Source organism: Neisseria subflava, assembly GCF_024205705.1.
Classification (GTDB): Bacteria; Pseudomonadota; Gammaproteobacteria; order Burkholderiales; family Neisseriaceae; genus Neisseria; species Neisseria subflava_D.
Window position 1 is genome coordinate 489,566 of sequence record NZ_CP073115.1, and the last position, 25,945, is coordinate 515,510.

At 45.4% G+C, this 25,945-nt stretch carries 28 protein-coding genes and 1 pseudogene; 21 read left to right on the top strand and 8 right to left on the bottom strand.

The features are described from left to right. Positions 1-14 precede the first annotated feature (14 nt). On the bottom strand, positions 15-2,768 hold the full coding sequence (gene secA / locus KCG54_RS02415; RefSeq protein WP_254324543.1) for a preprotein translocase subunit SecA: 2,754 nt from the start codon (positions 2,766-2,768) through the stop codon (positions 15-17). Positions 2,769-2,921: 153 nt separating this feature from the next. On the opposite strand from secA, the gene KCG54_RS02420 reads away from it, so the two are divergent. From KCG54_RS02420 to KCG54_RS02455, 8 genes are all read left to right on the top strand, one after another. Then, entirely contained in the window at positions 2,922-3,344 is a 423-nt protein-coding gene (locus tag KCG54_RS02420; RefSeq protein WP_254324544.1) for a DciA family protein, read from the top strand. A gap of 291 nt (positions 3,345-3,635) precedes the next feature. Then, positions 3,636-4,214, top strand: a complete 579-nt coding sequence (gene azu / locus KCG54_RS02425; protein ID WP_254324545.1) for an azurin — start codon at positions 3,636-3,638, stop codon at positions 4,212-4,214. A 92-nt stretch (positions 4,215-4,306) separates the two neighbouring features. Then, the gene (locus KCG54_RS02430; protein ID WP_101755895.1) at positions 4,307-4,816 is read left to right on the top strand and encodes a hemerythrin domain-containing protein; all 510 of its coding nucleotides are present in this window, start codon (positions 4,307-4,309) and stop codon (positions 4,814-4,816) included. Between the two features lie 34 nt (positions 4,817-4,850). Continuing rightward, complete coding sequence (locus KCG54_RS02435) at positions 4,851-5,471, top strand: glucose-6-phosphate 1-dehydrogenase family protein (protein ID WP_254324546.1); 621 nt, start codon at positions 4,851-4,853, stop codon at positions 5,469-5,471. Between the two features lie 111 nt (positions 5,472-5,582). Then, the gene (gene dapE / locus KCG54_RS02440) at positions 5,583-6,716 is read left to right on the top strand and encodes a succinyl-diaminopimelate desuccinylase (protein WP_254324547.1); all 1,134 of its coding nucleotides are present in this window, start codon (positions 5,583-5,585) and stop codon (positions 6,714-6,716) included. Between the two features lie 95 nt (positions 6,717-6,811). Then, on the top strand, positions 6,812-7,567 hold the full coding sequence (locus KCG54_RS02445) for a methylated-DNA--[protein]-cysteine S-methyltransferase (protein ID WP_254324548.1): 756 nt from the start codon (positions 6,812-6,814) through the stop codon (positions 7,565-7,567). Between the two features lie 134 nt (positions 7,568-7,701). Continuing rightward, positions 7,702-8,697, top strand: coding sequence for an ornithine carbamoyltransferase (argF, locus tag KCG54_RS02450; RefSeq protein WP_254324978.1), 996 nt, complete (start codon positions 7,702-7,704; stop codon positions 8,695-8,697). Between the two features lie 145 nt (positions 8,698-8,842). Then, positions 8,843-9,850 (top strand): IS5 family transposase, encoded by a 1,008-nt coding sequence (locus tag KCG54_RS02455; protein WP_254324231.1) that lies wholly within the window; start codon positions 8,843-8,845, stop codon positions 9,848-9,850. A 168-nt stretch (positions 9,851-10,018) separates the two neighbouring features. Here the strand turns inward: KCG54_RS02455 and KCG54_RS02460 are convergent, their stop codons facing one another. The 3 genes from KCG54_RS02460 to KCG54_RS02470 form a co-directional block, all read right to left on the bottom strand. Next, entirely contained in the window at positions 10,019-11,005 is a 987-nt protein-coding gene (locus KCG54_RS02460) for a TraB/GumN family protein (RefSeq protein ID WP_254324549.1), read from the bottom strand. A 38-nt stretch (positions 11,006-11,043) separates the two neighbouring features. Beyond that, entirely contained in the window at positions 11,044-11,289 is a 246-nt protein-coding gene (locus KCG54_RS02465) for a DUF1289 domain-containing protein (protein WP_254324550.1), read from the bottom strand. A gap of 612 nt (positions 11,290-11,901) precedes the next feature. Next, positions 11,902-12,234, bottom strand: a complete 333-nt coding sequence (locus KCG54_RS02470) for a hypothetical protein (protein ID WP_004519629.1) — start codon at positions 12,232-12,234, stop codon at positions 11,902-11,904. A gap of 198 nt (positions 12,235-12,432) precedes the next feature. Between KCG54_RS02470 and KCG54_RS02475 the strand changes: the two genes are divergently transcribed. The 11 genes from KCG54_RS02475 to KCG54_RS02525 all read left to right on the top strand — a co-directional run bounded on the left by KCG54_RS02475 (position 12,433) and on the right by KCG54_RS02525 (position 19,820). Beyond that, a complete protein-coding gene (locus tag KCG54_RS02475; protein ID WP_254324551.1) occupies positions 12,433-12,663 on the top strand; it encodes a hypothetical protein in 231 nt (76 codons plus the stop codon). A 69-nt stretch (positions 12,664-12,732) separates the two neighbouring features. After that, positions 12,733-13,986 (top strand): replication initiation factor domain-containing protein, encoded by a 1,254-nt coding sequence (locus KCG54_RS02480; RefSeq protein WP_349306440.1) that lies wholly within the window; start codon positions 12,733-12,735, stop codon positions 13,984-13,986. Positions 13,987-13,998: 12 nt separating this feature from the next. After that, positions 13,999-14,310, top strand: a complete 312-nt coding sequence (locus KCG54_RS02485) for a hypothetical protein (protein ID WP_254324553.1) — start codon at positions 13,999-14,001, stop codon at positions 14,308-14,310. Between the two features lie 13 nt (positions 14,311-14,323). Then, positions 14,324-14,527 (top strand): hypothetical protein, encoded by a 204-nt coding sequence (locus tag KCG54_RS02490; RefSeq protein WP_063075624.1) that lies wholly within the window; start codon positions 14,324-14,326, stop codon positions 14,525-14,527. Between the two features lie 85 nt (positions 14,528-14,612). Beyond that, positions 14,613-14,831 (top strand): major capsid protein, encoded by a 219-nt coding sequence (locus KCG54_RS02495; protein WP_070646583.1) that lies wholly within the window; start codon positions 14,613-14,615, stop codon positions 14,829-14,831. Positions 14,832-14,843: 12 nt separating this feature from the next. Beyond that, positions 14,844-15,119 carry a hypothetical protein gene (locus KCG54_RS02500; protein ID WP_254323770.1) on the top strand — a complete coding sequence of 92 codons (276 nt, stop codon included), beginning with the start codon at positions 14,844-14,846 and terminating at the stop codon, positions 15,117-15,119. 127 nt (positions 15,120-15,246) lie between these two features. Beyond that, positions 15,247-15,567 carry a hypothetical protein gene (locus KCG54_RS02505; RefSeq protein WP_254324554.1) on the top strand — a complete coding sequence of 107 codons (321 nt, stop codon included), beginning with the start codon at positions 15,247-15,249 and terminating at the stop codon, positions 15,565-15,567. Beyond that, positions 15,512-17,083 carry an IgG-binding virulence factor TspB family protein gene (locus KCG54_RS02510; protein WP_254324555.1) on the top strand — a complete coding sequence of 524 codons (1,572 nt, stop codon included), beginning with the start codon at positions 15,512-15,514 and terminating at the stop codon, positions 17,081-17,083. The genes KCG54_RS02505 and KCG54_RS02510 overlap by 56 nt, the downstream gene beginning before the upstream one ends. Positions 17,084-17,092: 9 nt before the next feature. Continuing rightward, a complete protein-coding gene (locus KCG54_RS02515; protein WP_254323773.1) occupies positions 17,093-17,383 on the top strand; it encodes a DUF2523 domain-containing protein in 291 nt (96 codons plus the stop codon). A 4-nt stretch (positions 17,384-17,387) separates the two neighbouring features. Next, complete coding sequence (locus tag KCG54_RS02520) at positions 17,388-18,566, top strand: zonular occludens toxin domain-containing protein (protein ID WP_254323774.1); 1,179 nt, start codon at positions 17,388-17,390, stop codon at positions 18,564-18,566. Positions 18,567-18,863: 297 nt separating this feature from the next. Beyond that, positions 18,864-19,820: an IS110 family transposase gene (locus KCG54_RS02525; RefSeq protein WP_254323775.1), complete on the top strand. Its 957-nt coding sequence runs from the start codon at positions 18,864-18,866 to the stop codon at positions 19,818-19,820. Positions 19,821-19,974: 154 nt separating this feature from the next. Here the strand turns inward: KCG54_RS02525 and hemN are convergent, their stop codons facing one another. Next, entirely contained in the window at positions 19,975-21,396 is a 1,422-nt protein-coding gene (gene hemN, locus KCG54_RS02530) for an oxygen-independent coproporphyrinogen III oxidase (protein WP_254324556.1), read from the bottom strand. A gap of 162 nt (positions 21,397-21,558) precedes the next feature. Between hemN and fnr the strand changes: the two genes are divergently transcribed. Further along, entirely contained in the window at positions 21,559-22,293 is a 735-nt protein-coding gene (fnr, locus tag KCG54_RS02535; RefSeq protein WP_039862092.1) for a fumarate/nitrate reduction transcriptional regulator Fnr, read from the top strand. An 86-nt stretch (positions 22,294-22,379) separates the two neighbouring features. Here the strand turns inward: fnr and KCG54_RS02540 are convergent. Continuing rightward, a pseudogene (locus KCG54_RS02540) lies at positions 22,380-23,329 on the bottom strand (CysB family HTH-type transcriptional regulator). Positions 23,330-23,771: 442 nt separating this feature from the next. Between KCG54_RS02540 and KCG54_RS02545 the strand changes: the two are divergent. Then, positions 23,772-24,533: an OmpA family protein gene (locus KCG54_RS02545; RefSeq protein ID WP_254324557.1), complete on the top strand. Its 762-nt coding sequence runs from the start codon at positions 23,772-23,774 to the stop codon at positions 24,531-24,533. A 134-nt stretch (positions 24,534-24,667) separates the two neighbouring features. On the opposite strand, the gene KCG54_RS02550 is transcribed toward KCG54_RS02545, so the two are convergent. Further along, on the bottom strand, positions 24,668-25,096 hold the full coding sequence (locus KCG54_RS02550) for a DUF4149 domain-containing protein (RefSeq protein WP_254324558.1): 429 nt from the start codon (positions 25,094-25,096) through the stop codon (positions 24,668-24,670). A 98-nt stretch (positions 25,097-25,194) separates the two neighbouring features. Beyond that, positions 25,195-25,671, bottom strand: a complete 477-nt coding sequence (gene greA, locus KCG54_RS02555) for a transcription elongation factor GreA (protein WP_003684304.1) — start codon at positions 25,669-25,671, stop codon at positions 25,195-25,197. Positions 25,672-25,945: the final 274 nt, after the last annotated feature.

Below are 25,945 nucleotides of genomic sequence, written 5' to 3' on the forward strand. Positions count from 1 at the left end.
TTTGAGATGACTGCTTAGTTCAATTTACCGTGGCACTGTTTGTATTTCAGGCCGCTGCCGCAAGGGCAAGGATCGTTGCGGTGAACAATCAGGCCGTTTTGTGCAAGCGCTTCAGGGCTGAAGTCTGTGCCGTCCGGGTCGAACGCTTCGGTCACCAAATCGGTTTGCGATTGACCGAGCAATTCTTCCATATCAGGCGCATCGGAGTGGACGGTTTGAACATCGCTGACGCTTTGTGCGGCAGTGTGGTCGTATTCGCTGTTGCGCTCGATTTGAACGGCGGTCAGCAAAGCGGCAATGTTTTGTTTGATACCGCGCCACAGGTTTTCAAACATGGCGAAAGCTTCGCGTTTGTATTCCTGTTTTGGATTTTTCTGAGCATAGCTGCGCAGATGGATGCCTTGGCGTAGGTAGTCCATAGCAGCGAGGTGTTCGCGCCATTGGTTGTCGATAACTTGCAACATAACATTGCGTTCAAAGTCAGACATAGCCTGTTTGCCGACCAATTCGACTTTTTCAGCGTATTCGTCTTCGATGCGTTTGATGAGGCGTTCTTTAATGTCTTGGTTGTCCAAAGTGCTGTCTTCTTTCAGCCAGCCTTTAATATCGACATGGAGGCGGAAATCAGCGGCAAGTTGGTGCTCCAGTGCCGGAATGTCCCATTGCTCTTCCATGCTGTCAGGTGGGATGTGGTAATCAACCAAGTCGCTGACAACGTCGGCGCGGATTTCGCGGGTCAAATCGCTGACGTCTTTGCTGGTCAGGATTTCGTTACGTTGATGGTAAATCACTTTACGTTGGTCATTGGCAACGTCATCGTATTCCAAAACTTGTTTACGCATATCGAAGTTGCGGCCTTCGACTTTACGTTGTGCGCCTTCGATTTGACGGGTCAGCAGGCCGTGTTCGATGGCAACGCCGCGCTCGGGTGCCAGGCGGTTGAGGATGGCTGCGGCACGGTCGAGTGCAAACAGGCGCAACAATGGGTCTTCAAACGACAGATAGAAACGGCTGGAGCCGGGGTCGCCCTGACGGCCCGCGCGACCGCGCAATTGGTTGTCGATACGGCGGCTTTCATGGCGTTCTGTACCGATAATGTGCAAACCGCCTGCGGCCACAACTTGGTCGTGTTCGGCTTGCCAACCGCTTTCAAGGGCGGAAATTTGCGCTTGTTTTTGCTGTTCGCTCAAGGTTTCATCGGCACGGATGGCTTCGATTTGATGTTTGAGGTTGCCGCCCAAGACAATATCGGTACCGCGGCCTGCCATGTTAGTGGCAACGGTAATCGCGCCAACTTTACCGGCTTGGGCCACAATCAATGCCTCGCGCTCGTGTTCTTTGGCGTTCAGAACGTTATGCGGCAGACCTGCTTTATGTAATAAGTCAGAAACCAGTTCGGAGTTTTCGATGCTGGTGGTACCGACCAAAACCGGTTGGCCGTTTTTGTGGCATTCGGCAATGTCTTTGACAACGGCTTCAAATTTTTCTTCGGCTGAGCGGAAGATTTGGTCGTTGAAGTCTTTACGTTGTACCGGACGGTTGGTCGGGATGATGACGGTTTCGAGGTTGTAAATGCTTTGGAACTCGAAGGCTTCGGTGTCGGCCGTACCGGTCATGCCAGACAGTTTGCTGTACAGGCGGAAGTAGTTTTGGAAGGTAATAGATGCAAGCGTTTGGTTTTCGCGTTTGATTTCTACGCCTTCTTTGGCTTCAACGGCTTGGTGCAAGCCTTCGGACCAACGGCGGCCGGCCATCAGACGGCCTGTGAATTCGTCCACAATCACGATTTCACCGTCTTGAATGACGTAGTGTTGGTCTTTGTGGAACAGGGTGTGCGCACGTAATGCCGCCATGAGGTGGTGCATCAGGGAAATATTGGCGGCAGAGTAGAGCGAGTCGTTTTCCTGTAATAAGCCCATTTGGGTCAGGATTTGCTCGGCGTGTTCGTGACCGGCTTCGCTTAGTATAACTTGGTGTGCTTTTTCGTCCACCCAGTAATCGCCTTCGCCTTCTTCGGTTTCTTGGCGGATAAGGTGGGCCGGAACGGCATCCATCACGCGGTAGAGCTGGATGTTGTCATCTGCCTGGCCGGAAATAATCAGCGGCGTACGCGCTTCGTCGATCAGAATGGAGTCCACTTCGTCGACAACGGCAAAGTTCAATTCGCGCTGAACTTTGTCGTATTGGTCGGTAACCATATTGTCGCGCAGGTAGTCGAAGCCGAATTCGTTGTTGGTACCGTAAGTAATGTCGGCGCCGTAAGCGGTTTGGCGTTCGAAAGGTTGCAAATCGGCTATAATCACGCCGACGCTCAAGCCTAAGAAATTGTACAACGGCTCCATAATGCCTGCGTCACGGGAGGCGAGGTAGTCATTGACGGTAACGACGTGTACACCTTTTCCTGATAATGCATTCAGGTAAACGGCAAGGGTGGCCACCAATGTTTTACCTTCACCGGTACGCATTTCGGCGATTTTGCCGTTGTGCAGGACCATACCGCCGATCAGTTGTACATCGAAGTGGCGCATGCCCAATACGCGGCGGGATGCCTCGCGGCAGACGGCAAAGGCTTCAACCAAAATATCATCTAGCGTTTGTCCGTCAGCGAGGCGTTGTTTGAATTCGGCGGTTTTGGCCTGTAAATCTGCGTCGCTCAACGCTTTCATCTGTTCTTCGAGTGCATTGATTTTAGCAACGGATTTACGATATTGTTTCAGCAGGCGGTCGTTGCGGCTGCCGAAGATTTTCTTAGCAATGTTTGTCAGCATGAATAATTCCTGCGCCTTGATATAATAGTGGGCGAAATTGGGATTTTAACACAAGCGCTTGTATAACGCGGTAATGCTGTTTGAAATAAAGGCGGTTTTGCTGTATTTCAATTGTAATTGTTTGGTTAATTTACTGAGAGGCCGTCTGAAACTATGGATTTAGCACAATTAGGCAAGCGCGATCATTTACTGGCGGGCTTGTTGCAACAATCGCAACAATGGCGGAAATTGGATGCAAAAGTCAAAACGGTTTTGCCGGCCAACCTGCATCCGCATTTTCAGACGGCCTGCGTAGAAGACGGAAGATTGGTTTTGCTTGCTGCCAACAATATGGCTGCTTCGCGTTTAAAAATGATCCTGCCTGCCATATTGCCTAAGTTGCAAGCATTGCATGACGGAATACGCGAAGTGGCGGTCAGGGTGGTCCCAAAACCGCCTCCTCAGCCGAAAACCAACAGCTTGCGATTGAGCGAGGCTGCTTTGGACAGCTTCGATGCAGCTGCGGCCAAATTGGAAGGTAAGCATCCCGAATTGGCAGCGGCATTGGCAGAATTGGTACGCAAGCACAGCCGCTAAAATCATGCTGAATGGGATTATGGTTAATAAATGTTAAAATTTATTTCATTTGACTGATAGCATCTAATACTAAAGAAATACGACCTAAACAGTAACTGTTTTCTTTTAGGTAAACTGATGTAAACTTGGCCTGAAATTTTGATTTCGTGTGAAGTTTGTAGCAAAATAACGCCTGAATTTCTTATCACTCTGCGTGAATAAGTTTAAGTTTGACATTTGCCTTTGTTAATATATTCGCGCGGGTTCTATTAATAGAATTTAACAAGACTCTCATCATTAGGAGATACATCAATGAAAGCTTATCTGGCTCTGATTTCCGCTGCCGTTATCGGCTTGGCTGCATGCTCTCAAGAAGCTGCAAAACCTGCTGAAGCACCTGCTGCTTCCGCTGCTTCTGAAGCTGCTCCTGCAGAAACTACTGCACCTGCCGATGCCGCTCCTGCCTCTGAAGCTGCTCCAGCCGATGCTGCCGCCGCTCCTGCTGCCGGCAACTGCGCAACTACTGTTGAAGCCAACGACGCTATGCAGTTCAACACTAAAGAAATCCAAGTAAGCAAAGCTTGTAAAGAATTCACCATCACTTTGAAACACACCGGTACCCAACCTAAAGAAAGCATGGGTCACAACATCGTCGTCGGTAAAGCCGAAGACATGGACGGTATTTTCAAAGACGGTGCCGGTGCTGCTGCAACTGACTACGTTAAACCTGACGACGCACGCGTTGTTGCTCACACCAAACTGGTTGGCGGCGGCGAAGAAGCTTCCCTGACTCTGGATCCTGCTAAATTGGCTGGCGGCGAATACAAATTCGCTTGTACCTTCCCAGGTCACGGCGCTTTGATGAACGGTAAAGTTACTTTGGTTGACTAATCCGTCTAAAGCTCGAAAACAGACAGCCTGCCTTGCGCAGGCTGTTTTGTTATAATCTGGAAACATTAATTTAAGAATAAAACCTCAAAACCATGAATCCGTTTGAAACCAAAAGCGTTACTTTTGCCGAACCCATTGAAATGCTGTACGCCTGTCATGGCAAAGTGCGCCGTTTCTGCAGCCAGGTTGCCATGTTGTCGGACTATATTGCCGAAAACGGCTGCAATCAAATCGTTTTGCAAACCATCCGCCAGATTGCCCAATATTTTAATGTTGCCGCGCCATTACACCATGAAGATGAAGAAGAAAATTTCTTCCCGCTTCTATTGCAATATGCGCCGCAAGCTCAAGAAAGCGTTGACGAGCTTTTGCGCCAACATATCAGCCTGCACAACAACTGGGACGGCGTAGCGGCTGAATTTGCCAAGCTTGAAGCGGACAACGCCTATGTCCCCGATGCGGAAACGTTCAAACGCTTTGTCGCAGGATATGATGTTCATCTGGCGATTGAAGAGCCGCTGTTTGATATGGGCAAAACCTTTATCCCCAAAGAAAAACTGACCGAAATCGGCGAAATTATGGCCGCACGCCGCCGCAAATAAGGCCGTCTGAAACAATCGTCTCAAGGAATACACTATGCTGACCCCAAAAAGTTGCGATTTGTTCAATATCCCTTTTTTCCAGTTTTCCCAGCTTAAAAAATACCAGCCTGAAAGCATTCCGCAAATCAAGGCAGACTATAAAGAAAACTGGCAGGTATGGCAGCAGCTGATTCAGCAGGTTGCCGCTGAATTGGGTGCACCGTTCGCGCCGCCGCATATCGAACGCTGGTGTAACGGCTGGCAGGTACGCGCTCATTTCTTTGCCTATTTCAAATACGAACAATATAAAAATTCCGCAGCCATTTTATCGATTTTGCTGAATCGCCGCCGTTTGAGCGTCAGCTTGGACTGGCATTGCTATAAAGCAGATGTTTCTCCCATTGCGCTGCCTGATTACAACCGCTGGCTGGATAATTTTGATACTGAAAAATACGCTTCCTTCGATATGTGGCACGGCGCGGAAAGCGAATATGACGATTATCGTACCGTCGCCCAACAAAGCGACGGCGATAGAAAGCTTCGAGACGACAAAGATTTCTTCTGTATCGGGAAACACATCGAGCGTGATGATTTGGGTAAGCAGGATGTCGCGAAATGGATAGCGGAAACAGTGGAAGACTTACTGCCGCTGTATGAAGCTTGTCATGGAAAATAACTCAGAATGCCGAAAGGCAGACTGCCTATTCAGTATCTTCAAATAAATCAAGGCCGTCTGAAAATTATCTTCAGAACGTTTCAGACGGCCTGTTTCTCAAAGTGAACAAATATGACCGAAACTCAATCCCTAGAGCTTGCCAAAGAGCTGATTTCCCGCCCGTCTGTTACGCCGGATGATCAAAACTGCCAACAACTGCTGGCCGAACGCCTGCAAAAAATCGGTTTTGCCGTAGAAGAGCTTCATTTTGGCGACACCAAAAATGTTTGGTTGCGACGCGGTACGCAGGCTCCGGTGTTCTGCTTTGCCGGACATACCGACGTCGTGCCGACAGGCCCTGTTGAAAAATGGGATTCGCCACCGTTTGAACCGACCGAGCGTGAAGGCCGTCTGTATGGCCGCGGCGCGGCGGATATGAAAACCAGCATTGCCTGCTTCGTTACCGCCTGCGAGCGTTTCGTTGCCGAACATCCCGATCATCAAGGCAGTATCGCGCTCCTGATTACTTCCGACGAAGAGGGCGATGCGCTGGACGGTACGACTAAAGTCGTCGATGTGTTGAAAGCGCGCGGCGAGTTGATTGATTACTGTATCGTCGGTGAACCGACTGCCGTGGATAAATTAGGCGATATGTTGAAAAACGGCCGCCGTGGCTCGCTGTCGGGCAATCTGAACGTCAAAGGCAAGCAAGGCCATATTGCCTATCCGCATTTGGCAATCAATCCCATGCATACTTTTGCCCCGGCCTTGTTAGAGTTGACACAAGAAGTCTGGGACGAGGGCAACGAATACTTTCCGCCGACCAGTTTCCAAATTTCCAATATCAACGGCGGCACAGGTGCGACCAATGTGATTCCGGGCGAGCTGAACGTCAAATTCAATTTCCGTTTCTCTACCGAGTCCACCGAAGAAGGGCTGAAACAACGCGTCCACGCCATTTTGGACAAACACGGCGTGCAATACGATTTGCAGTGGTCTTGTTCAGGCCAACCTTTCCTAACCCACGCGGGCAAACTGACCGATGTGGCGCGCGAAGCCATTGCCGAGATTTGTGGCGTTGAGGCCGAATTGTCCACTACCGGCGGTACTTCGGATGGACGCTTCATCAAAGCCATTGCCAAAGAACTCATCGAATTAGGCCCGTCTAACGCGACCATCCACCAAATCAACGAAAACGTACGTTTGGAAGATATTCCGAAGCTGTCGGCAGTATATGAAGGTATGTTGAAACGTTTGTTGAAGTGAAAAGGCCGTATAGGCTTTGAAAAACGATAGGGCGATATGATTCTTTTGCTCTTTTTGTTTTCGTTTAAGTTATCGATAATTGGACAAGGCAAAATATGATTACTCTGCCTTCTTTAAACGACCTTCCATCAAGGTGGAATGAAATCCGAGAGCAATTGGAAACTGACTTTCCCGCTACTCTCGAAGCCTTGCTGCACGAGTGTCTTACTGAACACGAAGCCAAGCAGTTCGAGCAGGATTTTATTGACTGTATTGGTTGTGCGCCTGAAGAATATGTCCGTATCCGCCGAGCTATCCGACTGTTGGAAACGCGTTATCCTGATAGCCCGAACGAACTGACTGCGGCTACGGTTGCCACGCCGTTGGGCGAGATGTTGGCGGTGTTCGGCAGCAAGGGTTTGTGTCTGCTGGAATTTGTCGGGCAAAAACATATGGAACAGGAAATAATGGCTGTCCAAAAAGCTTTGCGCGGGCAGTTTATTTTCCAAGAAAATGAGCAAACGCAACTTTTGCGCCAAGAATTGGATTTATACTTTCAAGGCCGTCTGAAAGTTTTTGCGACGCATTTGGAAACGATAGGCACGGCCTTTCAGCAGCGGGTGTGGAAGGCACTGCTGACCATTCCTTACGGCGAAACGCGCAGCTACAAGGAGCAGGCGCAACAGTTGGGTAATCCCAAAGCCATTCGCGCCGTTGCCGCTGCAAACGGGCAGAACAAGGTGTCTATCCTGATTCCCTGCCACCGCGTTATCGGCAGCGACGGCAAGCTGACCGGCTACGCAGGTGGTTTGAACCGCAAACAATCGTTGCTTGCCTTGGAGCGAGGCGAGGTTCAGACGGCCTTGTTTTGAGAGGATAAGAGGCTGCATTAGGGGCAGGCTTCGCACGCTGAAAAATTGAGTAGCAGAAGGTCGGTGGAAGCCCGACGAAATCTGCATGGAGAAAAATGTTGGGCAACGCCCACGCTAGAAAAGAGAAATACGACATGAGCCTGAAAAACCGCCATTTTTTAAAACTTTTGGATTTTACGCCGGAAGAAATCACCACCTATCTCGACCTTGCCGCCGAATTGAAGGCCGCTAAAAAAGCAGGGCGCGAAGTGCAGCGGATGAAGGGAAAAAACATCGCCCTGATTTTCGAGAAAACATCGACCCGTACCCGTTGCGCGTTTGAAGTGGCCACACGCGACCAAGGGGCAGGGGTAACTTATCTGGAGCCGTCTGCCAGCCAAATCGGGCATAAGGAAAGCATTAAGGATACGGCGCGTGTTTTAGGGCGGATGTTTGACGGTATCGAGTATCGCGGCTTTGGACAGAATGTAGTGGAAGAACTGGCCAAATATGCAGACGTGCCTGTGTTCAACGGTTTGACCAATGAGTTCCACCCGACTCAAATGCTCGCTGATGCGCTGACGATGCGCGAGCATAGCTACAAGCCTTTGAACCAAATTGCGTTTGCCTATGTCGGCGATGCGCGTTACAACATGGCCAATTCGTTGCTGGTGTTGGCTGCGAAACTGGGCATGGATGTGCGTATCGGTGCGCCGAAAAGTTTGTGGCCGTCTGAAAACATTATCGAGACGGTGCAGGCTGTTGCCAAAGAGACCGGTGGACGGATTCTGTTGACGGAGAATGTGAAAGAAGCCGTGAAAGGCGTGGATTTTATCCATACCGATGTGTGGGTCAGCATGGGTGAGCCTAAAGAGGCTTGGCAGGAACGTATTGATTTGCTGAAAGGTTACCGCGTTACCCCAGAATTGATGGCAGCGGCGGAAAATCCGCAAGTCAAGTTTATGCATTGCCTGCCTGCTTTCCATAATCGCGAAACCAAAGTCGGCGAATGGATTTATGAGACATTCGGCCTGAATGGCGTGGAAGTAACGGAAGAAGTTTTTGAAAGCGAAGCCAGCATTGTGTTTGATCAGGCAGAAAACCGGATGCATACGATTAAAGCGGTGATGGTAGCGGCATTGGGCGATTGAGTTTTGTGCTCAACGCTGCTTACCGCTTCATTTAATAGAGATTAAATAAAGGCCGTCTGAAAGAAAGACTTTCAGACGGCCTGAGACCTTTGCAAAATTCCCCAAAATCCCCTAAATTCCCACTAAGACATTTAGGGGATTTTCCATGAGCACCTTCTTCCAGCAAACCGCCCAAGCCATGATTGCCAAACACATCGACCGTTTCCCACTATTGAAGTTGGATCAGGTGATTGATTGGCAACCGATCGAACAATACCTGAATCGTCAAAAAACCCGTTACCTTCGAGACCACCGCGGCCGTCCCGCCTATCCCCTGTTGTCCATGTTCAAAGCCGTCCTGCTCGGCCAATGGCACAGCCTCTCCGATCCCGAACTCGAACACAGCCTCATCACCCGCATCGATTTCAACCTGTTTTGCCGTTTTGACGAACTGAGCATCCCCGATTACAGCACCTTATGCCGCTACCGCAACTGGCTGGCGCAAGACGACACCCTGTCCGAATTGCTGGAACTGATTAACCGCCAACTGACCGAAAAAAACCTAAAAATAGAGAAAGCATCCGCCGCCGTCATTGACGCCACCATTATTCAGACCGCCGGCAGCAAACAGCGTCAGGCCATAGAAGTCGATGAAGAAGGACAAGTCAGCGGACAAACCACACCGAGTAAAGACAGCGATGCCCGCTGGACAAAGAAAAACGGTTTATACAGACTCGGTTACAAACAACATACCCGCACCGATGAGGAAGGCTATATCGAGAAACTGCATATTACCCCCGCCAACGCCCATGAGTGCAAACAGTTGTCGCCTTTATTGGAAGGTCTGCCCGAAGGTACGACCGTCTATGCCGACAAAGGCTATGACAGTGAAGAAAACCGGCAACATCTGGAAGAGCATCGGCTGCTGGACGGCATTATGCGCAAAGCACACCGTAACCATCCGCTGACGGAAGCGCAAACCAAACGCAACCGGTATTTGTCGAAGACCCGTTATGTGGTCGAACAAAGCTTTGGTACGCTGCACCGTAAATTCCGCTATGCCCGGGCAGCCTATTTCGGGCTGGTTAAAGTAAGTGCACAAAGCCATCTGAAGGCGATGTGTTTGAACCTTTTGAAAGCCGCCAACAGGCTAAGTGCGCCTGTTGCCGCCTAAAAGGCGGCCGGATGCCTGATTAATCAGGTATCCAAGGAGGATTAAGAGGGTATTTGAGTAGAATCAGTGGATATTTGAAACAAAAACAGCCGAAAACCTGTGTTTGGATTTCGGCTGTCGGAAAGAAAGGAATTTTGCAAAGGTCTCGGCCTTGTTGTTTGATTGGGTTTATTGCCAAATCAGAACTTTGGGTTCGGGCGTTACTTGATAGCCTTCTTGGCGCAATAGTTCGATTAGGCCTTTTTCACTGGGTAAATGGGCAATGCCTACAGCAAAGAGGGTGCTTTGTTTGGCCGATTGCTTGCGGATTTCAGGCAGCCATGCCAAGTTGCGGCGGATCAGGAGGTCGTTTTTCAGCCAATCGGACATGGCTTTGGCGTACTTGGTATCAACACGTTTGAGGGTGCGTTGTTCGGTTTCTTCCAAAAGTGGGATGAGTTCTTCAAAGCGGCCGTCTGAATAGGCTTGATGGAGTTTTTTGATATCTTCGGTTTCTTCTTTATTGGTTTTAATACTGGCTTTCAGAAAGTTGAGCATGGTTTCTTCAGGCTGGGCTTTGAAGATCGCGGTAACATCGTCCAAGCTTTCTAATGAACCACGCGGCTTATTGATGTCGGCAGCCGCGTTGGTCAGTAACATATCTGCACCGGTTTCTGAGCTATACCCTTGGGGAAATGTACTGCCGGCAAAAATGAATGCCGCCCACGGATGGAGCTTGTCGGCAATTTGGGCGATGGGGCGGCTTTCTTCATTTTGCGAATAGATTTCTTGTAAAAGACGGAAATCTGTTTTGCCAAGCTTGCGACTGAGCGGTTCGGTACTCATGATTTCTTTGAAGTATTTTTGATACATTTTTTTCGTTTCCGGACTGCTGTCTGGCAATGCGTCAACTTCTGTCGTCAGTTGGGCGGTGGATTGCAACAGTTTGACTGCATCGGGAGACAAGGTCTGATTGGTTCGTCCCATGTGGATGGTGCCGAGCAGGTAGGAATCGGGTTGGCCTTCTTTGCTGATTTTCCAAACATTGCTGGTCAGTTTAGGCTGATGCAAGTTAAGTTCGGCAGGTTTGCTTTCGGGTGAAGTCGCGGCGGGTTTGCAGGCGCCCAGGGTGAGGGCGGTCAATGGCACAAGCAGGCAGGCAAGCAGTTTTTTCATGTTTTTCCTTATTGTGGTGTGCGGTAGGCAAGGGCAATTTAGAAATCGAGCAGGTTTTGAACTGGATGTTCGTCCGTTTCGGTTTTTTCCAGTTTGCGGTTGCGAATTTTGGCCTTCCTGAGGGACAGAAGGTGCATGACTTGATGCTTTTGGCTGTCGGTCATCTGGAGCCAGTACAAGCGCTCTTCCCGGCTGCGCAGGCAGCCTTTGCAATAACCTTTGGCATTGGCTTCGCAGACACCTATACAGGGACTGGGGATGGGGAAAAAATCGGGTTGTTCCATATTTTAAAAGCGTTTGAGACAAGAGACCGGACAAACCAAAATTGCAGACTGCATTCGTATTTGTCTACACACGATCGGTGTATCCAGCAGGGTTCCTAATATCCAATTGAGTTGATCATTTCAATAAGTTTATATCTGCCACCCTAGGCATAAAAAACCTAAGAGAAACCATAAATATATCGCAGAAGAAGTCAGTACCTTCCCTATCGTCAGATTTTTCCAATAAAACCCAAGTAAGAACATTATAAAAATTAAAGGAATTCCAATATAAATATAATATTTAAGCGAACCTAATTCACTGAACACGTTTATAACAGAATAGAGACCGATAAATCCACCTGACCAAAAAATAATTATTGCCGGCCCTAAAAAAATAGCCGTTATTAAATGAGGGAGCAGTATGATTTTTATCCATTCTTTATATTTGTTGTTCATTTTAATCTCAATTACTGCAATGGTATCGTATCCATTCAAATGGGGGAGCAAAGTGTACAGTAACGTCTCCAAGAACAATTACGGTATATTTGGCAGAATCATGTTTTAATACATATTTGGAGTTCCGCTATATTTTGATTTTCAGACGACCTATGTGTAGCCCCAACTATCTGCATTTTATGACTTAATCAGTTTACGCAAAGACTGATTGTTGTATTTGATATCGGCAATCAGCTGGTCATATTGGTGCATTCTACGGAGCGAGCGGGTAATTAGATAGACCGAGAAAATAATCAAGCTGATGTTCATCAGACTGACCAGTACGAGCAAAGGCCAAACATCAACGGCCTCGTACCATTTCGATGTCGCAATCAGCGCACTGAAAATAGACAAAGGGAGTGCGAAAACGGCAATGCCCGTACGCATGATAGCAAGTGCCGTGCGTTTTTCTGCAAGGAGAAGCTGTACTTGATTGATGCTGAGGATATCGTTTTGCTGTTCGGTAACCATAGGATACGCGCCTATACAAATTAACTTTGAATTCTGATAAAGCGGAAAATATGGTTTTATGTTACCCGAAAGTATTGAAAATAAAAACAAAGGTCGTCTGAAAATTTTCAGACGACCTTATATATTGCGTTCCATCAGGGGCGCATATTTTTAATTCTTGTAAAGCCCCTTAACTCTAGCCAGTGAAGGGGCTTAATCATGTTTATTTTCTATACCGTCAATCCCGAACCCTTATCTTTCCCGAAAGCATACATCTTGAAAGTGTTCAGGGATAAAGACAACGAATCCCAATGCATCAAAACAGTTTGTTTCCCTATCCGCAATCCTACTTTGAAACAAAAAACCGAAAACGCCGCAAACGAATGCGGAAGACTTTTAGTAAGGGGATTGATGAATGAGGAATGCAACCGTGAAAGCCTTGGAAGATAAAGCCGTGGCGGTGGTCGCGGATATGGCGGACGCGTCAGCGGACGGCAAGGCTGCGACAACCGCCGAAGGCTGCCCCCTAGGCTAATAGGGGGGGAGCAAAATAAAACCCATAATCCGAAGGGTGCGGAAAAATCGGATAACCAAGACTTTGAGTTTGAATATTTCAGCCATTTCGTATCCGATGGAAAAGGCAAATTCATCGAAATACCTTTAAGACGTGGCAGGGATGACGGTGCATTTATTGACCAAATCACTTTTACAATTCATGAAGACAGTTTGCCTAAAGTAACAGGTAAAGGATTGGTGTCAGATACAGAATTTGTTGTGAAGTATAGCGAGCTTTTAGAAGAAATTTTAGGTTTTGGCATTACCCAAAAACTACCGTTTAAAGGCAAGTTTTTCTATAAAAGCTGTTACCAACTTGGTCCGGATAACGTCGAATATGGCAAGGTTCATTACGGCGGTCAGCGTGAAACAATGTTGGTTGAATTGAATGGTACAGGTTGTCAGGCTGCTATACCCGGTTGGGAAAACCGACTGTATGAGTTTTTAAGTAAGTGCATACGTCCAAAAATTACCCGTGTTGATGTGGCCCATGATTTTTTTAACGGCGAATACACACCCGATCAGGCATTACTTGATCATGACAACGGCCATTTTGACGTTCATAACATGAGGCCAAAAAGCGAATGCCGAGGTACTGCATGGCGCAATGATGACGGTAGCGGCAAAACCTTTTATGTAGGTAAACGCGGAAATTCTAAATTTACCCGTGTTTATGAGAAAGGAAAACAATTTGGCGATGTCAACAGTCCATGGGTCAGGTTTGAAACTGAATTTCGGGCAGGCGATATAGAAATCCCCTTAGATGTTTTGCTTTATCCCGGTTCGTATCTTGGTGGTGCTTACCCGATATGTTCGGCGATATTCAAAACAGAAGCTAAGCGGATGGATGCCAAGACAGAAACAGTAAATTTATCTTTCGATCACAAACTGTTCCATGCGCGTAATCAGGTTGGAAAAATGGTTAATTTCCTTCGCGATATAGGATGGGATGATACAAAAATCGTCGATGAACTTGTAAAAGGCATTGAAGGTTATCCCAAAGGTTTACAACCTGAACAATACGATTGTAGAGATCAGACACAAAAGATTCAGTATATCCACGAAGAGCAAAAAGCAATTGATGATTTGAATATGCAAACATTACTTGATGATTTGCTTGATGAGAAAGAAACCGCATTTCCACAAGACAGGGAAAAACAACACATTAAAGACATCGAACTCGAAGAGAAAATTATTTCAAATTTTTTAAACAAGTAAAGGAAATTCAAAATGTTTGAGCAAAGCCAAGTAACCACGTATTCAGCAACCCTGTTGGGTGCAAAACAATTCAAAGGCGAAATTGACGGTAACAAAATCGATTCTTGCACAGTTTTGGTAGCCAGCCCCATGCCTTCAAACGGCAATTCCGTAGGTTTTACCGCGGCAAGCATGAAGTTTGGCGATAGCCATAATTTCGACAAGCTGAAAAATCTTAAATTCCCATGCGCGGTTGATGTAACCGTCGCCATGGAATCAACAGGTAAAGGCCTAGTTCCTAAATTGCTTGATTTCCAAGTTAAAGGCTCAGCGCCCAAAGCCTAAGAAAGGCTGAATCATGAGTAAGTATCAGCAAAAATTTATTGTTCAAGAACTCGAAAATCATGAATTCATCTATCCCGATCCATTCGGTGATATTGGTTTCACTCCTAATATTAAATCTGCCGGTCAATATGAAAGCTATGAAGATGCTTTCAATTCGGCGATTGAAGAAATCGGCGGCGAATTTTTAATTTTCAGTTTTTATACAAAAGAAGACTAAGTTTAAGAGGCTCGGCGGGCGGTCTCTAAAACCTTCACATAGCCCGCAAACACATTTTTTTAAACATTTCGTAAAGGAAAACATCATGAAATTGATGAACACTTGCCGTAAATACGGCGCAAAACTGGCCGTTGTTGCCGCAGCTCCTCTGGCTTTGGCTACACAAGCCTATGCCGCTCTTGATGAAGGTGCAAAATCAGCCCTTGAAGCCGCAAAAACTGACGGCCTTGAAGCAGGATGGTTGGTAGTCGGCGTATTTGCCGCTTTGTTCGTTATTGCCATTGTTAAACGCTTATTGCGCTAATAGGTAATTAAGATGTACTACCAAGTCGGGAATAAATGTCTTGAGCAAAGCCAAGCTGAAAACGTCTATTTCAGCTTGGTAGTACCTCAAATTAGCCAAGACGGCAAAATTATCAAACCTGAGTACAACGGTACAGTATGGAAACTCAACGGACAGACGATTAAAGCCGATTTGCCCAAATGCGATCCAAGTGAAAATCTGAAAAGCGGTTTGGATACAGGATGGCTCTTGTTCGGCGTGATGGCTGCTGTGTATTTCGTATCCATTTTGAAAAGGGTTCTCAAATGATGGATTACTATTTTTACTTGGGTCTGGCGGTACCTGTTTTGATAGGGGCTATTTTATTTAAGGATTGATACCCTATTCGGGTAATGTCAAAATCTAACTTTCAGCAATCATTACGAAAGTTAGTATTATGTTTTATATTTCAGAAGAAGAATTGAGATTCAAAAAAGACACGAATCCAGATTATTTAAATGAAAAATTGTGTCATGTTTTTATGGCTGAAATGTTCAAACTTAAAGAAATTTATCCAATTTCTGATTTTAAGAACATGGTAAAAAGTGCAGCTCAATATTTCTTAAATCGAACATATCTTGATGATATGTTAGTTTTTTTTGAAGATGGCTCTTTTTTAAAATTTCAGTTTTTAGAACATGGCTTTGAATGCAAAGAGTTCTATGATGGTCAAATTTCTACGGCTTATTATTATGGCCGTTATTCTATTAGGATTTAATTTTAAAGTTCATGCTGAATTAGTTGTTGAATCAAATGGTAGAGTACGTGTTTCAACTGGCGGTTTTAATCAAAATGGCGTTAGAACTTGGCGGTATTTAGATAATGGTCGTGGTGGTATGGGTGGGAATATGTTTTATCATGAAAATTCCAGTAAATCCCTAGCTGTCCGTGACGTATCAACAGGCTTTAGATCTACCTCAACTGTACCTGTAACGTTAGAAGCTAGAGTATCCCGAAAAGCCGTTCTTTCAGGCGCATTTGGCCTGGTAAAAAGAGGCGCTGCTTTAGGCACACGTTTATCCGGTTGGGGTACAGCTGCATATTTTGCCTACGAAGCTTATCAAGCTGTTAAATCCCCCATTGAATCTGCTGAATACAAATACGATGAAAAATCTGAAGAATTCCTTAAATATTGGGATAATAAATTGTGCATCTGGGATAGAAGGGGCGAATATCCAAATGAAATATATAAAGAATATGAATGTACAGGTGTTGATTCTTCAATCATTAGAGCATATAAACTCGGAGGAAAAAGTAGGTCTGAAGCAGAATTTTTGATGAAATCGAAAATGGAAGCGATGGCTAATAATTATTGGCCTGAACGTAGGCAATATTTAGTTGATACAGGCAATAAAGAATATCTTAAATACAATGTTAGTAAATGCTTATTCGATTTAAACGGCGGAAGTTGTTCAGTTTCAAATGGTAGTGATTCACGTAGCTCTATTTTTTTCAAATTGAAAGAAGGTACATTTCCTACAGTCTTGGATTCTCAAGAATTCTTAAAAATCGCTACCCCTTCAATAGATAGCAACCCAACGCCCTTTGTAGAAGGCACAGGCAAACCAGAATATAACGAAAAAGTATCAGTCCCTGCCGGTACTGTTGTAACCATTGGCCCTGTCACTCCCGAAAACGGCAAACCGGTTCAAATTACCATTACTTTCGGCAAAGACTCCAACGGCAATTCAACGGCAGATGTCGCAACTACTCAACGTCCCGATCTGACACCGGGCGGATCTGAAGCACCCAATACAAAGCCTGATCCAGATCCTGCGCCTAATCCTGATGGAAAGCCCGATAAAAAACCTGATGACAATCCTGATTCAGATGATAAGCCTGATAAACGTCCGGATGATAAACCTGATCCGGATGATGATCCATCTGATAAAAGGAAAGAAGATAAAAAAGATAACAAGAAAGAAGAATCAAAAGGCTTACTTTGTGATTTTTTTCCAGACATTTTAGCCTGTGACAAAATGGGCAAGCCTGAAGAGGGAATGTTTGACGCTATAAGTATTCCTCAAACTACCGATGATAGGACATGGTCGTCAGACGATTTCCTACCGCCAAACGGCGTTTGTCCTCAGCCAAAAAGTTTTAACATTTGGGGAAAGCCGGTACAAATCAGCTATGAACCGCTCTGCGTTTTCATGGAAAAAGTTCGTTTTGCCGTTCTGCTCGGATTCATCATCATGTCCGCGTTTATTGTTTTTGGGTCGTTGAGGAAATAAGAGGTACTTATGCCATTACTTGCAGGTCTTATACCTTTATTGGCAATTTTGCTCAAAATGCTAATTGTCAGAATAATTATTGCTACTGGCATGACGTTTGTAACGTATGCAGGCTATATTATTGCGCTGAATAAATTTAAAGATTACACATTGAATGCCATAAATTCTATGCCGTCTGATATTCTTAATTTACTTTTAATAGGTGGTTTTGGCCAAGGTCTCGGTTATTTATTCGGCGCATTCAGCTTTTATATTGGAATGATTACATTAAATAAATTAACTTTTATTATGCCAAGGTAGCGTTATGATTTATTTGTTTACTGGGAATATGGGTACCGGCAAGACTTCGCGTGTGGTATCCATGATTCTGAACAATGAAGACGGTTTGTTCAAAATGAAGCTTGAAGACGGTACGGAAGTAGATCGTCCGCTTTATTTCTGCCATATTGACGGTTTGGATAAACGTAAATTCAACGCACACGAACTCACAGAAGAAGAAATTATGTCTGCGCCTTTAAGGGATATTTTACCTACTGGTGCAGTATTGATTGTCGATGAAGCGCATTATACTTATCCTGTTCGCGCTGCCGGTCGCCCTGTTCCGCCTTATATTCAAGAATTAACCGAACTTCGTCACCACGGCCATACGGTTATCTTAATGACACAGCATCCAAGTCAGCTTGACGTATTTGTACGCAATCTCGTTTCAAAACATACGCACCTTGAGCGCAAAGCAGTAGGTATGAAGCAATATACATGGTACAAATGTGTTACCAGCCTAGATAATCCTGCCGCAGTAACAGGCGTTGAATCATCAAGCTGGAAGCCGCCAAAAGAGGCGTTTAAATATTACAAATCATCCAGCCAGCATCAGAAGTTTAAAAAGAATATTCCGCTTGCTGTTTGGGCTTTGGTAGCTATTTTTGCTTTCATGGCTTGGAAAGGTTTCAACGTTTATCAGATTTATAAACAAGGTAGCGGCCAATCTGAAGTAGTTCAATCTGTTTCTGATTCGTCTGCAATTGAACCACAGGCAATCACGGAAACTGATCAACCTAAAAGTCATCAAGATATAAAAACAAATCTTAAGCCTGAAGATTTTGTACCTACTCTAGCCGAAAAACCTGAAAGTAAACCCATCTATGACAATGTAAGACAAGTTAAAACCTTTGAATACATCGCCGGTTGCGTTGAAGGTGGTAATAGTGGTTGTACTTGTTATAGCACCCAAGGCACGCCGCTAAAAGAAGTTAATAAAGCCATGTGTAAGGACTACGTGAAAAACGGCCTGCCTTTCAATCCCTATAAGGATGAACAGCACACCGTACAACAGCCACAAACAGCACCGCAGACAGCCTACGCGCCTGAAAATGGACAAGTACTTACGATGGGCGGCAAAAGCCCTCAAAACTTGATGTATGACGGCTATGTTGAAGCAGGCGAAAAAACAGGATTCCAAAACGGTGCAAAGGTCGGCAGTTAAGAGATATTTATTTAATTGTTGATGTAGCCTAAGCGGAATCAACGGTTAAATAAATATCAACGGGGTGCGGGAACTCCCGCCTTTTTGAAATTGGGTAAATTAAATTGAAACCTGTAAATCGTTTTAATTAAGGCGGTTTACAGGTTTTTGTTTAAGCGCAAAACAAAAGCCTAGACGGTTTAGACAGTATAACGACCAGAGTTGAAAACTGAGGAAAAGATATGTCGAACCGTCCAATTACCTTAAAGATTGAATATCATCATAGCCGTATCAGGCTGAATAAATAAGGAAAATGAAATGAATGTCATAGGGTTGGACGTATCTAAAGACACGATAGACGCAACATTGATTACAACTAAAGGAAGCAAAGACTATATAAAAATATCCAACAATACAGAAGGATTTGAGAATCTGATTAATTGGATAAAAACAAAAAGAATTAGAAAAATTGCCATAAGTATGGAAGCAACAGGCATTTACTACGAACAGGCGGCAGAATATTTGAGCGCGCTATATACGATCTTTGTAATTAATCCCTTAAAAATCAAAGAATACGCAAAAAGTCAGTTCAGCAATACCAAAACAGATAAAGCAGATTCAAAACTTATCGCCGAATTTGCAAACCGACACTTAGACAAACTGACACCGTTTAGGCCGTCTGAAAATCCCATACTCTATAAGCTGGTTAATCTTCTGCAACAAATAAAAGAACAGCAAAAAGAAACACAAAACAGGTTGCATACCGCAAAAGACATATACATAAAATCAACCCATGAAGCAATCATAGAACTACTTGAAGAAAAAATAGATCAGACATCAAAGCGGATAGAAGGCATGATAAAACAGAAAGAAAGTCTAAATATCGAATATCAAAACCTGCAAACCATACCGGCAATAGGTAAAGAAACCGCAGTGATCCTACTAAGACACCTGACAGATAAAAATTTTGAAACAGCGAATAAATTTGTAGCATTTGCCGGTCTAAGTCCAAAAATTGAACAATCAGGGACAAGTGTCAATAAAAAAGGCAGATTGAGCCGATACGGACACCGCCAATTAAAACGCGCCTTGTTCATGCCTGCCCTTGTTGCCTATCGCATGAATGCATTTCCTCAACTTGTCAGAAATTTAGAAGCGGCAAAAAAGCCTAAGATGATAATCATCGTTGCACTAATGCAGAAATTGGCAAAAATCGCATTTTATATACACAAGTCTAAAAAGCCGTTTGATAAAGCGCGACATCAGACGGTTTAACGAATTTATACAAAACAAAACGGCTGTAAAAACAGCCGTTCTTTGTCGTTTCTGTTGAAAATGCAATAACTAAATATCTATTAAAAACATAAATATAGGAAATTAACTTATTTTAATAATTGACATGTCAATATATCATCTTTTCCATTTCTGTTTATACGGTTTGCGAGTATTTGGCTTTGGTTTCTTTATGGCGCAAATGGTAGTCGAACACCATAGCGATGTTGCGGATCAAGAAACGGCCCTTCGGCGTAACGGTCAGGCCGTGCGGTTTGAGACGAACCAGACCGAGGGTTTCCAGTTGCTTCATATCTTCCAATTCCGCTACAAAATAGCGGCTAAACGGAATGCCGAACACGCTTTCGTAAATTTGATAATCAAGCGAGAAGCGGCACATTAAATCCTGAATGATGTTGCGGCGCAAAATATCGTCTTGATTGAGCTGGTAGCCGCGCATAATCGGCAGATGTCCGGCATCGAGTGCGGCGTAATAGGCATCGATGTCGCGCTCGTTTTGGGAGTAGGTGCTACCAATTTTGCCGATAGAGGACACGCCGATCGCTACCAGGTCGCAGTCGGCATAGGTCGAGTAGCCTTGGAAGTTGCGTTGCAGGAAGCCTTCTTTGAGGGCGATGGAGAGTTCATCGTCAGGTTTGGCAAAGTGGTCCATGCCGATGAAAACATAGCCGCGCTCGGTCAGGGTTTGGACGCAATATTGCAGCATATCGAGTTTTTCTTCGCTGCCGGGAACGACATTGGTGTCGATACGGCGTTGCGGTTTGAAGATATGCGGCAGGTGGGCGTAGTGGTAGAGGGCAAGGCGGTCGGGATCGAGGGATAAGACCGTATCGATGGTGGTTTTGATGCTTTCGGTGTTTTGGTGCGGCAGGCCGTAAATCAAATCGACGCTGACGGATTTGAACCCGGCTTCGCGGGCGGCATCGATGACTTCTTTGGTTTCTTCGTAACTTTGGATACGGTTGACGGCTGCCTGCACTTTAGGATCGAAGTCTTGAATGCCGACACTCATGCGGTTGAAACCGAGTTTGCCCAATTTGAGGACGGTTTCGCGGCTGACTTTGCGTGGGTCGATTTCGATGGAGTATTCGCCGTTGGGGATGAGCTGGAAGTATTTGCGGATCATTTCGAAGACGCGTTCGAGTTGGTCGTCGCTTAGGAATGTCGGCGTACCGCCGCCGAAGTGGAGTTGCGCAAGCTGGTGTCTTCCGCCCAAATGCGGTGCCAGCAATTCCATTTCTTTTTCCAGATACTGGATATAGGCATCGGCACGGCTTTTGTCTTTGGTAATAATTTTGTTGCAGCCGCAGTAGTAGCAGATGGTATTACAGAAGGGAATATGGATGTAGAGCGAAAGGGGTTTGTTGAGCGCACCCATGTTGCGCAGGTTTAAAGCTTGGATATATTCGGCTTCTTTAAAGCCTTCATGGAAGCGGTCGGCGGTCGGATAGGATGTATAACGGGGACCGCTTGATGGCAAACTGGCAATCAACTCACGGTCAAATTCCGGTAATTCATTGTTTGTGTTCGTGTTATTTGAGATAGGGATGATTTTCATGGTCGGGGCTTGTAGTATGAAGTAAGGAAATTAGGGAAAATTTTAGTCAAAATTTCGATAGTTTGGTAAAATGCCTCATAATGATATGCCGACTTTGACATGGGTCAATAGTTATTCGGCTTAATCAGGGGTTGAGAGAATTAAGCAAATTAAAGGTGCGTTATGGCTACACACAATGCAACACATCAAATGAAAACCTTGTGTTCCACATGTTCTTTACGAGAACTGTGTTTGCCTGTCGGACTAATGCCTAACGAATTTTCACAATTGGATGCGGTTATTCGTCAAAGCCGCCGTCTGAAAAAAGGTGAATACCTGTTCCGTGCCGGCGAGCCGTTTACCTCTTTGTTTGCCATCCGTGCGGGCTTCTTTAAGACAACAGTTGCCAGCCAAGATGGACGAGATCAGGTAACCGGCTTTTTTATGTCGGGCGAGCTGATCGGTATGGATGGGATTTGTTCCCATATTCACAGCTGTGATGCTGTGGCTTTGGAAGACAGCGAGGTATGCGAGCTTCCGTTTACACATATTGAAGAACTTGGACAGGATATTCCCAGTCTTCGTTCTCACTTTTTCCGCTTGATGAGCCGTGAAATTGTCCGAGATCAGGGCGTTATGCTGCTTTTGGGCAATATGCGCGCTGAAGAGCGATTGGCAGCATTCTTGCTCAACCTGTCTCAGCGACTCTATTCACGAGGCTTCGCCGCCAATGATTTTATCTTGCGGATGTCGCGTGAGGAAATCGGCAGCTATTTGGGGCTGAAACTGGAAACAGTCAGCCGCACCTTGTCTAAATTCCATCATGAAGGCTTGATTTCGGTTGAACACAAGCACATCAAAATCTTAGATGCGACAACCTTGAAGAAAATGGTTTCCGGTTGTTCGCACGCTATCTGAATCTTAGGCCGTCTGAAATATTTCAGACGGCCTTTTTAACAAGAATTAAAGAATAATTGTTAAGTTACGCAAGTGATAGTCAGATATTAAATTGAAAAATCTTCCACGACCGGCGTGTACAGAATGCGGTCGACTACTTCTCTGGTCAGTTTCGGTGCAAACATCTGGATAAAGTCATACGCGTAACCGCGCAGGTAGGTATCCGAGCGTAAGGCTATCCAAGTGGGCGACGGTTCAAATAAGTGTGCCGCATCAATAAGCTGTAAATCTTGATCGACAACGGGATCGTACGCCATTTTAGCCATCAAACCAACGCCCAAGCCTAAGCGGACATACGTCTTCAGTACATCTGTATCGGCAGCCGATAAGGCAACATCAGGTTGCTCAATATGCGCTTTATTAAATGTACGCGCGATGCTGCTGCCGGAATTAAAAGCAAATTCGTAAGTAACCAGTGGAAAAGAAGCCAAATCTTCAAGGCTTAAAGGATTGCGGCAGTCCAAAAGAGGGTGGTCGTGCGGAACAATGACGGCATGGTTCCATTCGTAGCAGGGCAGCTTGCCCAACTCAGGATGATCGTCAATGCGTTCAGTAATAATTGCCAAATCAGCTTCGCCGCTGCTGACCATTTGCGCAATGGCAGAGGGCTGCCTTGTTTGATGGTCAAATTGACCTTAGGGTAGTTTTTGACAAATTCCGCAACGATTTTGGGCAAAGCATAACGCGCCTGGGTATGCGTTGTCGCGATGGTCAGCGAACCGCTGTCATGATCGGTAAACTCGCTGCCGATATTTTTAATGTTTTGTACATCGCGCAAAATTCGTTCCGAAATTTCTAACACGGCTTTGCCTGGTTGCGAAACGGAAACCACACGCTTGCCGCTGCGGATAAAAATTTGGATACCCAATTCTTCTTCAAGTAGGCGGATTTGTTTGGAAATGCCGGGCTGGGATGTAAAAAGCGCATCGGCAGCCTCGGAGACATTCAGATTGTGCCGGTAAACTTCAAGGGCGTAACGTAATTGTTGCAGTTTCATGGTAGCAGTACCGAATACGTTGTTATTGTGGATTTTGTGCGACAAACGGCATGTAATTTAACATATTTTGCCCAGTTTTGCCCCGAGTTTTGAAAATGGTTGTTTTTAATGAAAATATCTTTTAATGATATGAAAACAGGAAATTCAGGAAAGAAGAGGGAAAGGGGTTTTGTTGTTTTTGTACAACTTTAGGTAGGTGAATTGTCTGATTTTGCCCTAAATTAATGACACAAGATTGATTTTTCGGCATGATTAACTACTAGGAAGCAGGCACTTCATGATTGTTTGAAGGCATCGAGTATTGACAGTTTGCCTTGCGCTTCTTTATAGTGCAACCTGATATATCCGATTTGCCGCTGTTTTGATACTGCGGCCTGTATATTGGTACTTTGCAGCGGTTGCTTTCCTAGTCCGCCGCATAACAATTTGATGAGGGAATAAAATGACCAAACAGCTGAAATTAAGCGCATTGTTCGTTGCCTTGGCTGCCTCTGGCACCGCAATGGCCAGCGAAGCGCATACCAAACACGGTTACACCGTAAGCAGCCAATCTCAAGAAATCGTCCGTAACAACTACGGCGAATGCTGGAAAAACAGCTACTTCGACAAAGCTACCCAAGGCCGTGTTGAATGTGGTGATCGTGAAGCAGTTGCTCCTGTACAACAAGCTCCTGAGTATGTTGATGAAACTGTTTCCCTGTCTACTAAAACTCTGTTCGGCTTCGACAAAGACAACCTGCGTCCTGAAGCTCAAGAAAACTTGAACGCTTTGGCTCAACGCCTGAGCAACGAAAGCGTACAAACTGTACGTGTTGAAGGTCACACTGACTTCATGGGTTCTGAGCAATACAACCAAGATTTGTCTGAGCGTCGTGCTAACGTAGTAGCTAACTACTTGGTAGGTCGTGGCGTTGCTTCTAGCAAAATCTCTGCAGTAGGTCTGGGCGAATCTCAAGCTCGCATGACTGCTACTTGTGAAGCTGAAGTTGCTAAATTGGGCAAAAAAGTTTCTAAAGCTAAGAAACGTGCTGATCTTATCGCTTGTATCGAACCTGACCGTCGCGTTGATGTTAAAATCCGCAGCGTCGTTACTCGTCAAGTTGCTCCAGGCCAAACTATCGAAGGTCAAGGCGAATTGCCTGCTACTGATGAAGGTTGGATCCCAGCTCCTTACAATGGCGTTCACGGTTACGCTAAACCTTAATCGGTTTGTGAAAAATGCCCTGCAATATGCAGGGCATTTTTTTATGGTTTATATTGAAGAGTCGGGGAATTCATGATTCAAAATAAAAGGCCGTCTGAAAGACTTATTTTCAGACGGCCTTTTATTAAGACAGATTAGTTTGGCTTGGGCCATTTCCATACGCAAACAGCGGCGAGTATTGTACAAATCAAAAAGATGATACTGGACAAGCCGTGCCAAACGCCGAATGTTCCGCCAACTAGGGACAGCAGCCAGTTATCTAGTCCGTACTTGTGTGCCTCGATAACCGGCGTAACCAAAAGATGGTTGCAGGCTAAGAGTAGCCAAAGTACCAAGATCCACCAAGAAAGTGAGGCCAGTTGCCGTCTGAAAAAGGCATAGGCTGCGCCAAAAATAACTAAGCCACATAGTGCTGTAATCGCAAACAAAATGCCGGCAATTTCTCCTGCCTGCATTTTAGGTAAAAGACGGAATAGGATAGGGGCGGTAACATAGCCTGCGGTCAGCTGCATACCGAGCCACATGGCGGCAGCGGTTTGGATAATTTTGTACGGTAGATTCATTATGCTTCTCCTGGGAAGATTTCGTTTTCTTTGATTATGGTGTTTTTAGGTACAACAAAAGGCCGTCTGAAAATGTTTTCAGACGGCCTTTTGTTTATTTAAATATATTGCACGGCAATGATGTCATATTCACGCACGCCGCCGGGGGCTTGAACTTCTGCAACGTCGCCTTCTTCTTTGCCGATCAGGGCGCGGGCAATAGGGGAGCCAACGTAGATTTTGCGTTCTTTAATGTCTGCTTCATCTTCACCGACGATTTGGTAGGTAACTTGTTCTTCAGTTTCCAAATCTTCGAGTGTCACAGTTGTGCCAAACACGATTTTACCTTCAGCATGGATTTCAGCAGGGTTAATGATGTGCGCCATAGAGAGTTTGTGTTCCAACTCGGCGATACGGCCTTCGATAAAGCCTTGACGTTCTTTGGCGGCTTCGTATTCTGCGTTTTCAGACAAGTCGCCGTGTGAGCGTGCTTCGGCGATGGCTTCAATGACTTCTGGGCGTGCTACGCTTTTCAGGTGTTGAAGTTCTTGTTTCAACAATTCTGCACCACGGACGGTCAAAGGGATTTTTTGCATTGAATTCTCCATGAAAGCATGATGATGCTTTTAAAATTTTATCCGGCCACGAGCGGTAGCCGGATTGGAAATAAAAATACAAGCCGCCAAAGCTTGGCGGCTTGATAAATAAGTAATGCCCGTATTCTACCAAATTCTGCCGAAACCGCAATGATTAAAACGGATTTTCAGTAAAGTGTTGTTTTCTGTCTATTTTGTTTTTTTTTCAGACGGCCTGAAAACTAAATATTGAAGTATTTCAAAGCTGCATGGGAAAAACAGTTTCTTAAATGAA

Excerpts from the sequence above, each read along its gene's own strand:
- KCG54_RS02525 (WP_254323775.1), top strand. The coding sequence starts at position 18,864 with ATGAATGTCATAGGGTTGGACGTATCTAAAGACACGATAGACGCAACA.
- KCG54_RS02495 (WP_070646583.1), top strand. The coding sequence starts at position 14,613 with ATGAAATTGATGAACACTTGCCGTAAATACGGCGCAAAACTGGCCGTT.
- KCG54_RS02490 (WP_063075624.1), top strand. The coding sequence starts at position 14,324 with ATGAGTAAGTATCAGCAAAAATTTATTGTTCAAGAACTCGAAAATCAT.
- KCG54_RS02430 (WP_101755895.1), top strand. The coding sequence starts at position 4,307 with ATGAATCCGTTTGAAACCAAAAGCGTTACTTTTGCCGAACCCATTGAA.
- KCG54_RS02465 (WP_254324550.1), bottom strand. The coding sequence starts at position 11,289 with ATGGAACAACCCGATTTTTTCCCCATCCCCAGTCCCTGTATAGGTGTC.
- dapE (WP_254324547.1), top strand. The coding sequence starts at position 5,583 with ATGACCGAAACTCAATCCCTAGAGCTTGCCAAAGAGCTGATTTCCCGC.
- KCG54_RS02545 (WP_254324557.1), top strand. The coding sequence starts at position 23,772 with ATGACCAAACAGCTGAAATTAAGCGCATTGTTCGTTGCCTTGGCTGCC.
- secA (WP_254324543.1), bottom strand. The coding sequence starts at position 2,768 with ATGCTGACAAACATTGCTAAGAAAATCTTCGGCAGCCGCAACGACCGC.
- KCG54_RS02500 (WP_254323770.1), top strand. The coding sequence starts at position 14,844 with ATGTACTACCAAGTCGGGAATAAATGTCTTGAGCAAAGCCAAGCTGAA.
- argF (WP_254324978.1), top strand. The coding sequence starts at position 7,702 with ATGAGCCTGAAAAACCGCCATTTTTTAAAACTTTTGGATTTTACGCCG.
- KCG54_RS02435 (WP_254324546.1), top strand. The coding sequence starts at position 4,851 with ATGCTGACCCCAAAAAGTTGCGATTTGTTCAATATCCCTTTTTTCCAG.
- hemN (WP_254324556.1), bottom strand. The coding sequence starts at position 21,396 with ATGAAAATCATCCCTATCTCAAATAACACGAACACAAACAATGAATTA.
- KCG54_RS02460 (WP_254324549.1), bottom strand. The coding sequence starts at position 11,005 with ATGAAAAAACTGCTTGCCTGCCTGCTTGTGCCATTGACCGCCCTCACC.
- azu (WP_254324545.1), top strand. The coding sequence starts at position 3,636 with ATGAAAGCTTATCTGGCTCTGATTTCCGCTGCCGTTATCGGCTTGGCT.
- KCG54_RS02455 (WP_254324231.1), top strand. The coding sequence starts at position 8,843 with ATGAGCACCTTCTTCCAGCAAACCGCCCAAGCCATGATTGCCAAACAC.
- KCG54_RS02445 (WP_254324548.1), top strand. The coding sequence starts at position 6,812 with ATGATTACTCTGCCTTCTTTAAACGACCTTCCATCAAGGTGGAATGAA.
- KCG54_RS02515 (WP_254323773.1), top strand. The coding sequence starts at position 17,093 with ATGCCATTACTTGCAGGTCTTATACCTTTATTGGCAATTTTGCTCAAA.
- KCG54_RS02485 (WP_254324553.1), top strand. The coding sequence starts at position 13,999 with ATGTTTGAGCAAAGCCAAGTAACCACGTATTCAGCAACCCTGTTGGGT.
- greA (WP_003684304.1), bottom strand. The coding sequence starts at position 25,671 with ATGCAAAAAATCCCTTTGACCGTCCGTGGTGCAGAATTGTTGAAACAA.
- KCG54_RS02475 (WP_254324551.1), top strand. The coding sequence starts at position 12,433 with ATGTTTATTTTCTATACCGTCAATCCCGAACCCTTATCTTTCCCGAAA.
- KCG54_RS02520 (WP_254323774.1), top strand. The coding sequence starts at position 17,388 with ATGATTTATTTGTTTACTGGGAATATGGGTACCGGCAAGACTTCGCGT.
- KCG54_RS02550 (WP_254324558.1), bottom strand. The coding sequence starts at position 25,096 with ATGAATCTACCGTACAAAATTATCCAAACCGCTGCCGCCATGTGGCTC.
- KCG54_RS02505 (WP_254324554.1), top strand. The coding sequence starts at position 15,247 with ATGTTTTATATTTCAGAAGAAGAATTGAGATTCAAAAAAGACACGAAT.
- fnr (WP_039862092.1), top strand. The coding sequence starts at position 21,559 with ATGGCTACACACAATGCAACACATCAAATGAAAACCTTGTGTTCCACA.
- KCG54_RS02420 (WP_254324544.1), top strand. The coding sequence starts at position 2,922 with ATGGATTTAGCACAATTAGGCAAGCGCGATCATTTACTGGCGGGCTTG.
- KCG54_RS02510 (WP_254324555.1), top strand. The coding sequence starts at position 15,512 with ATGATGGTCAAATTTCTACGGCTTATTATTATGGCCGTTATTCTATTA.
- KCG54_RS02470 (WP_004519629.1), bottom strand. The coding sequence starts at position 12,234 with ATGGTTACCGAACAGCAAAACGATATCCTCAGCATCAATCAAGTACAG.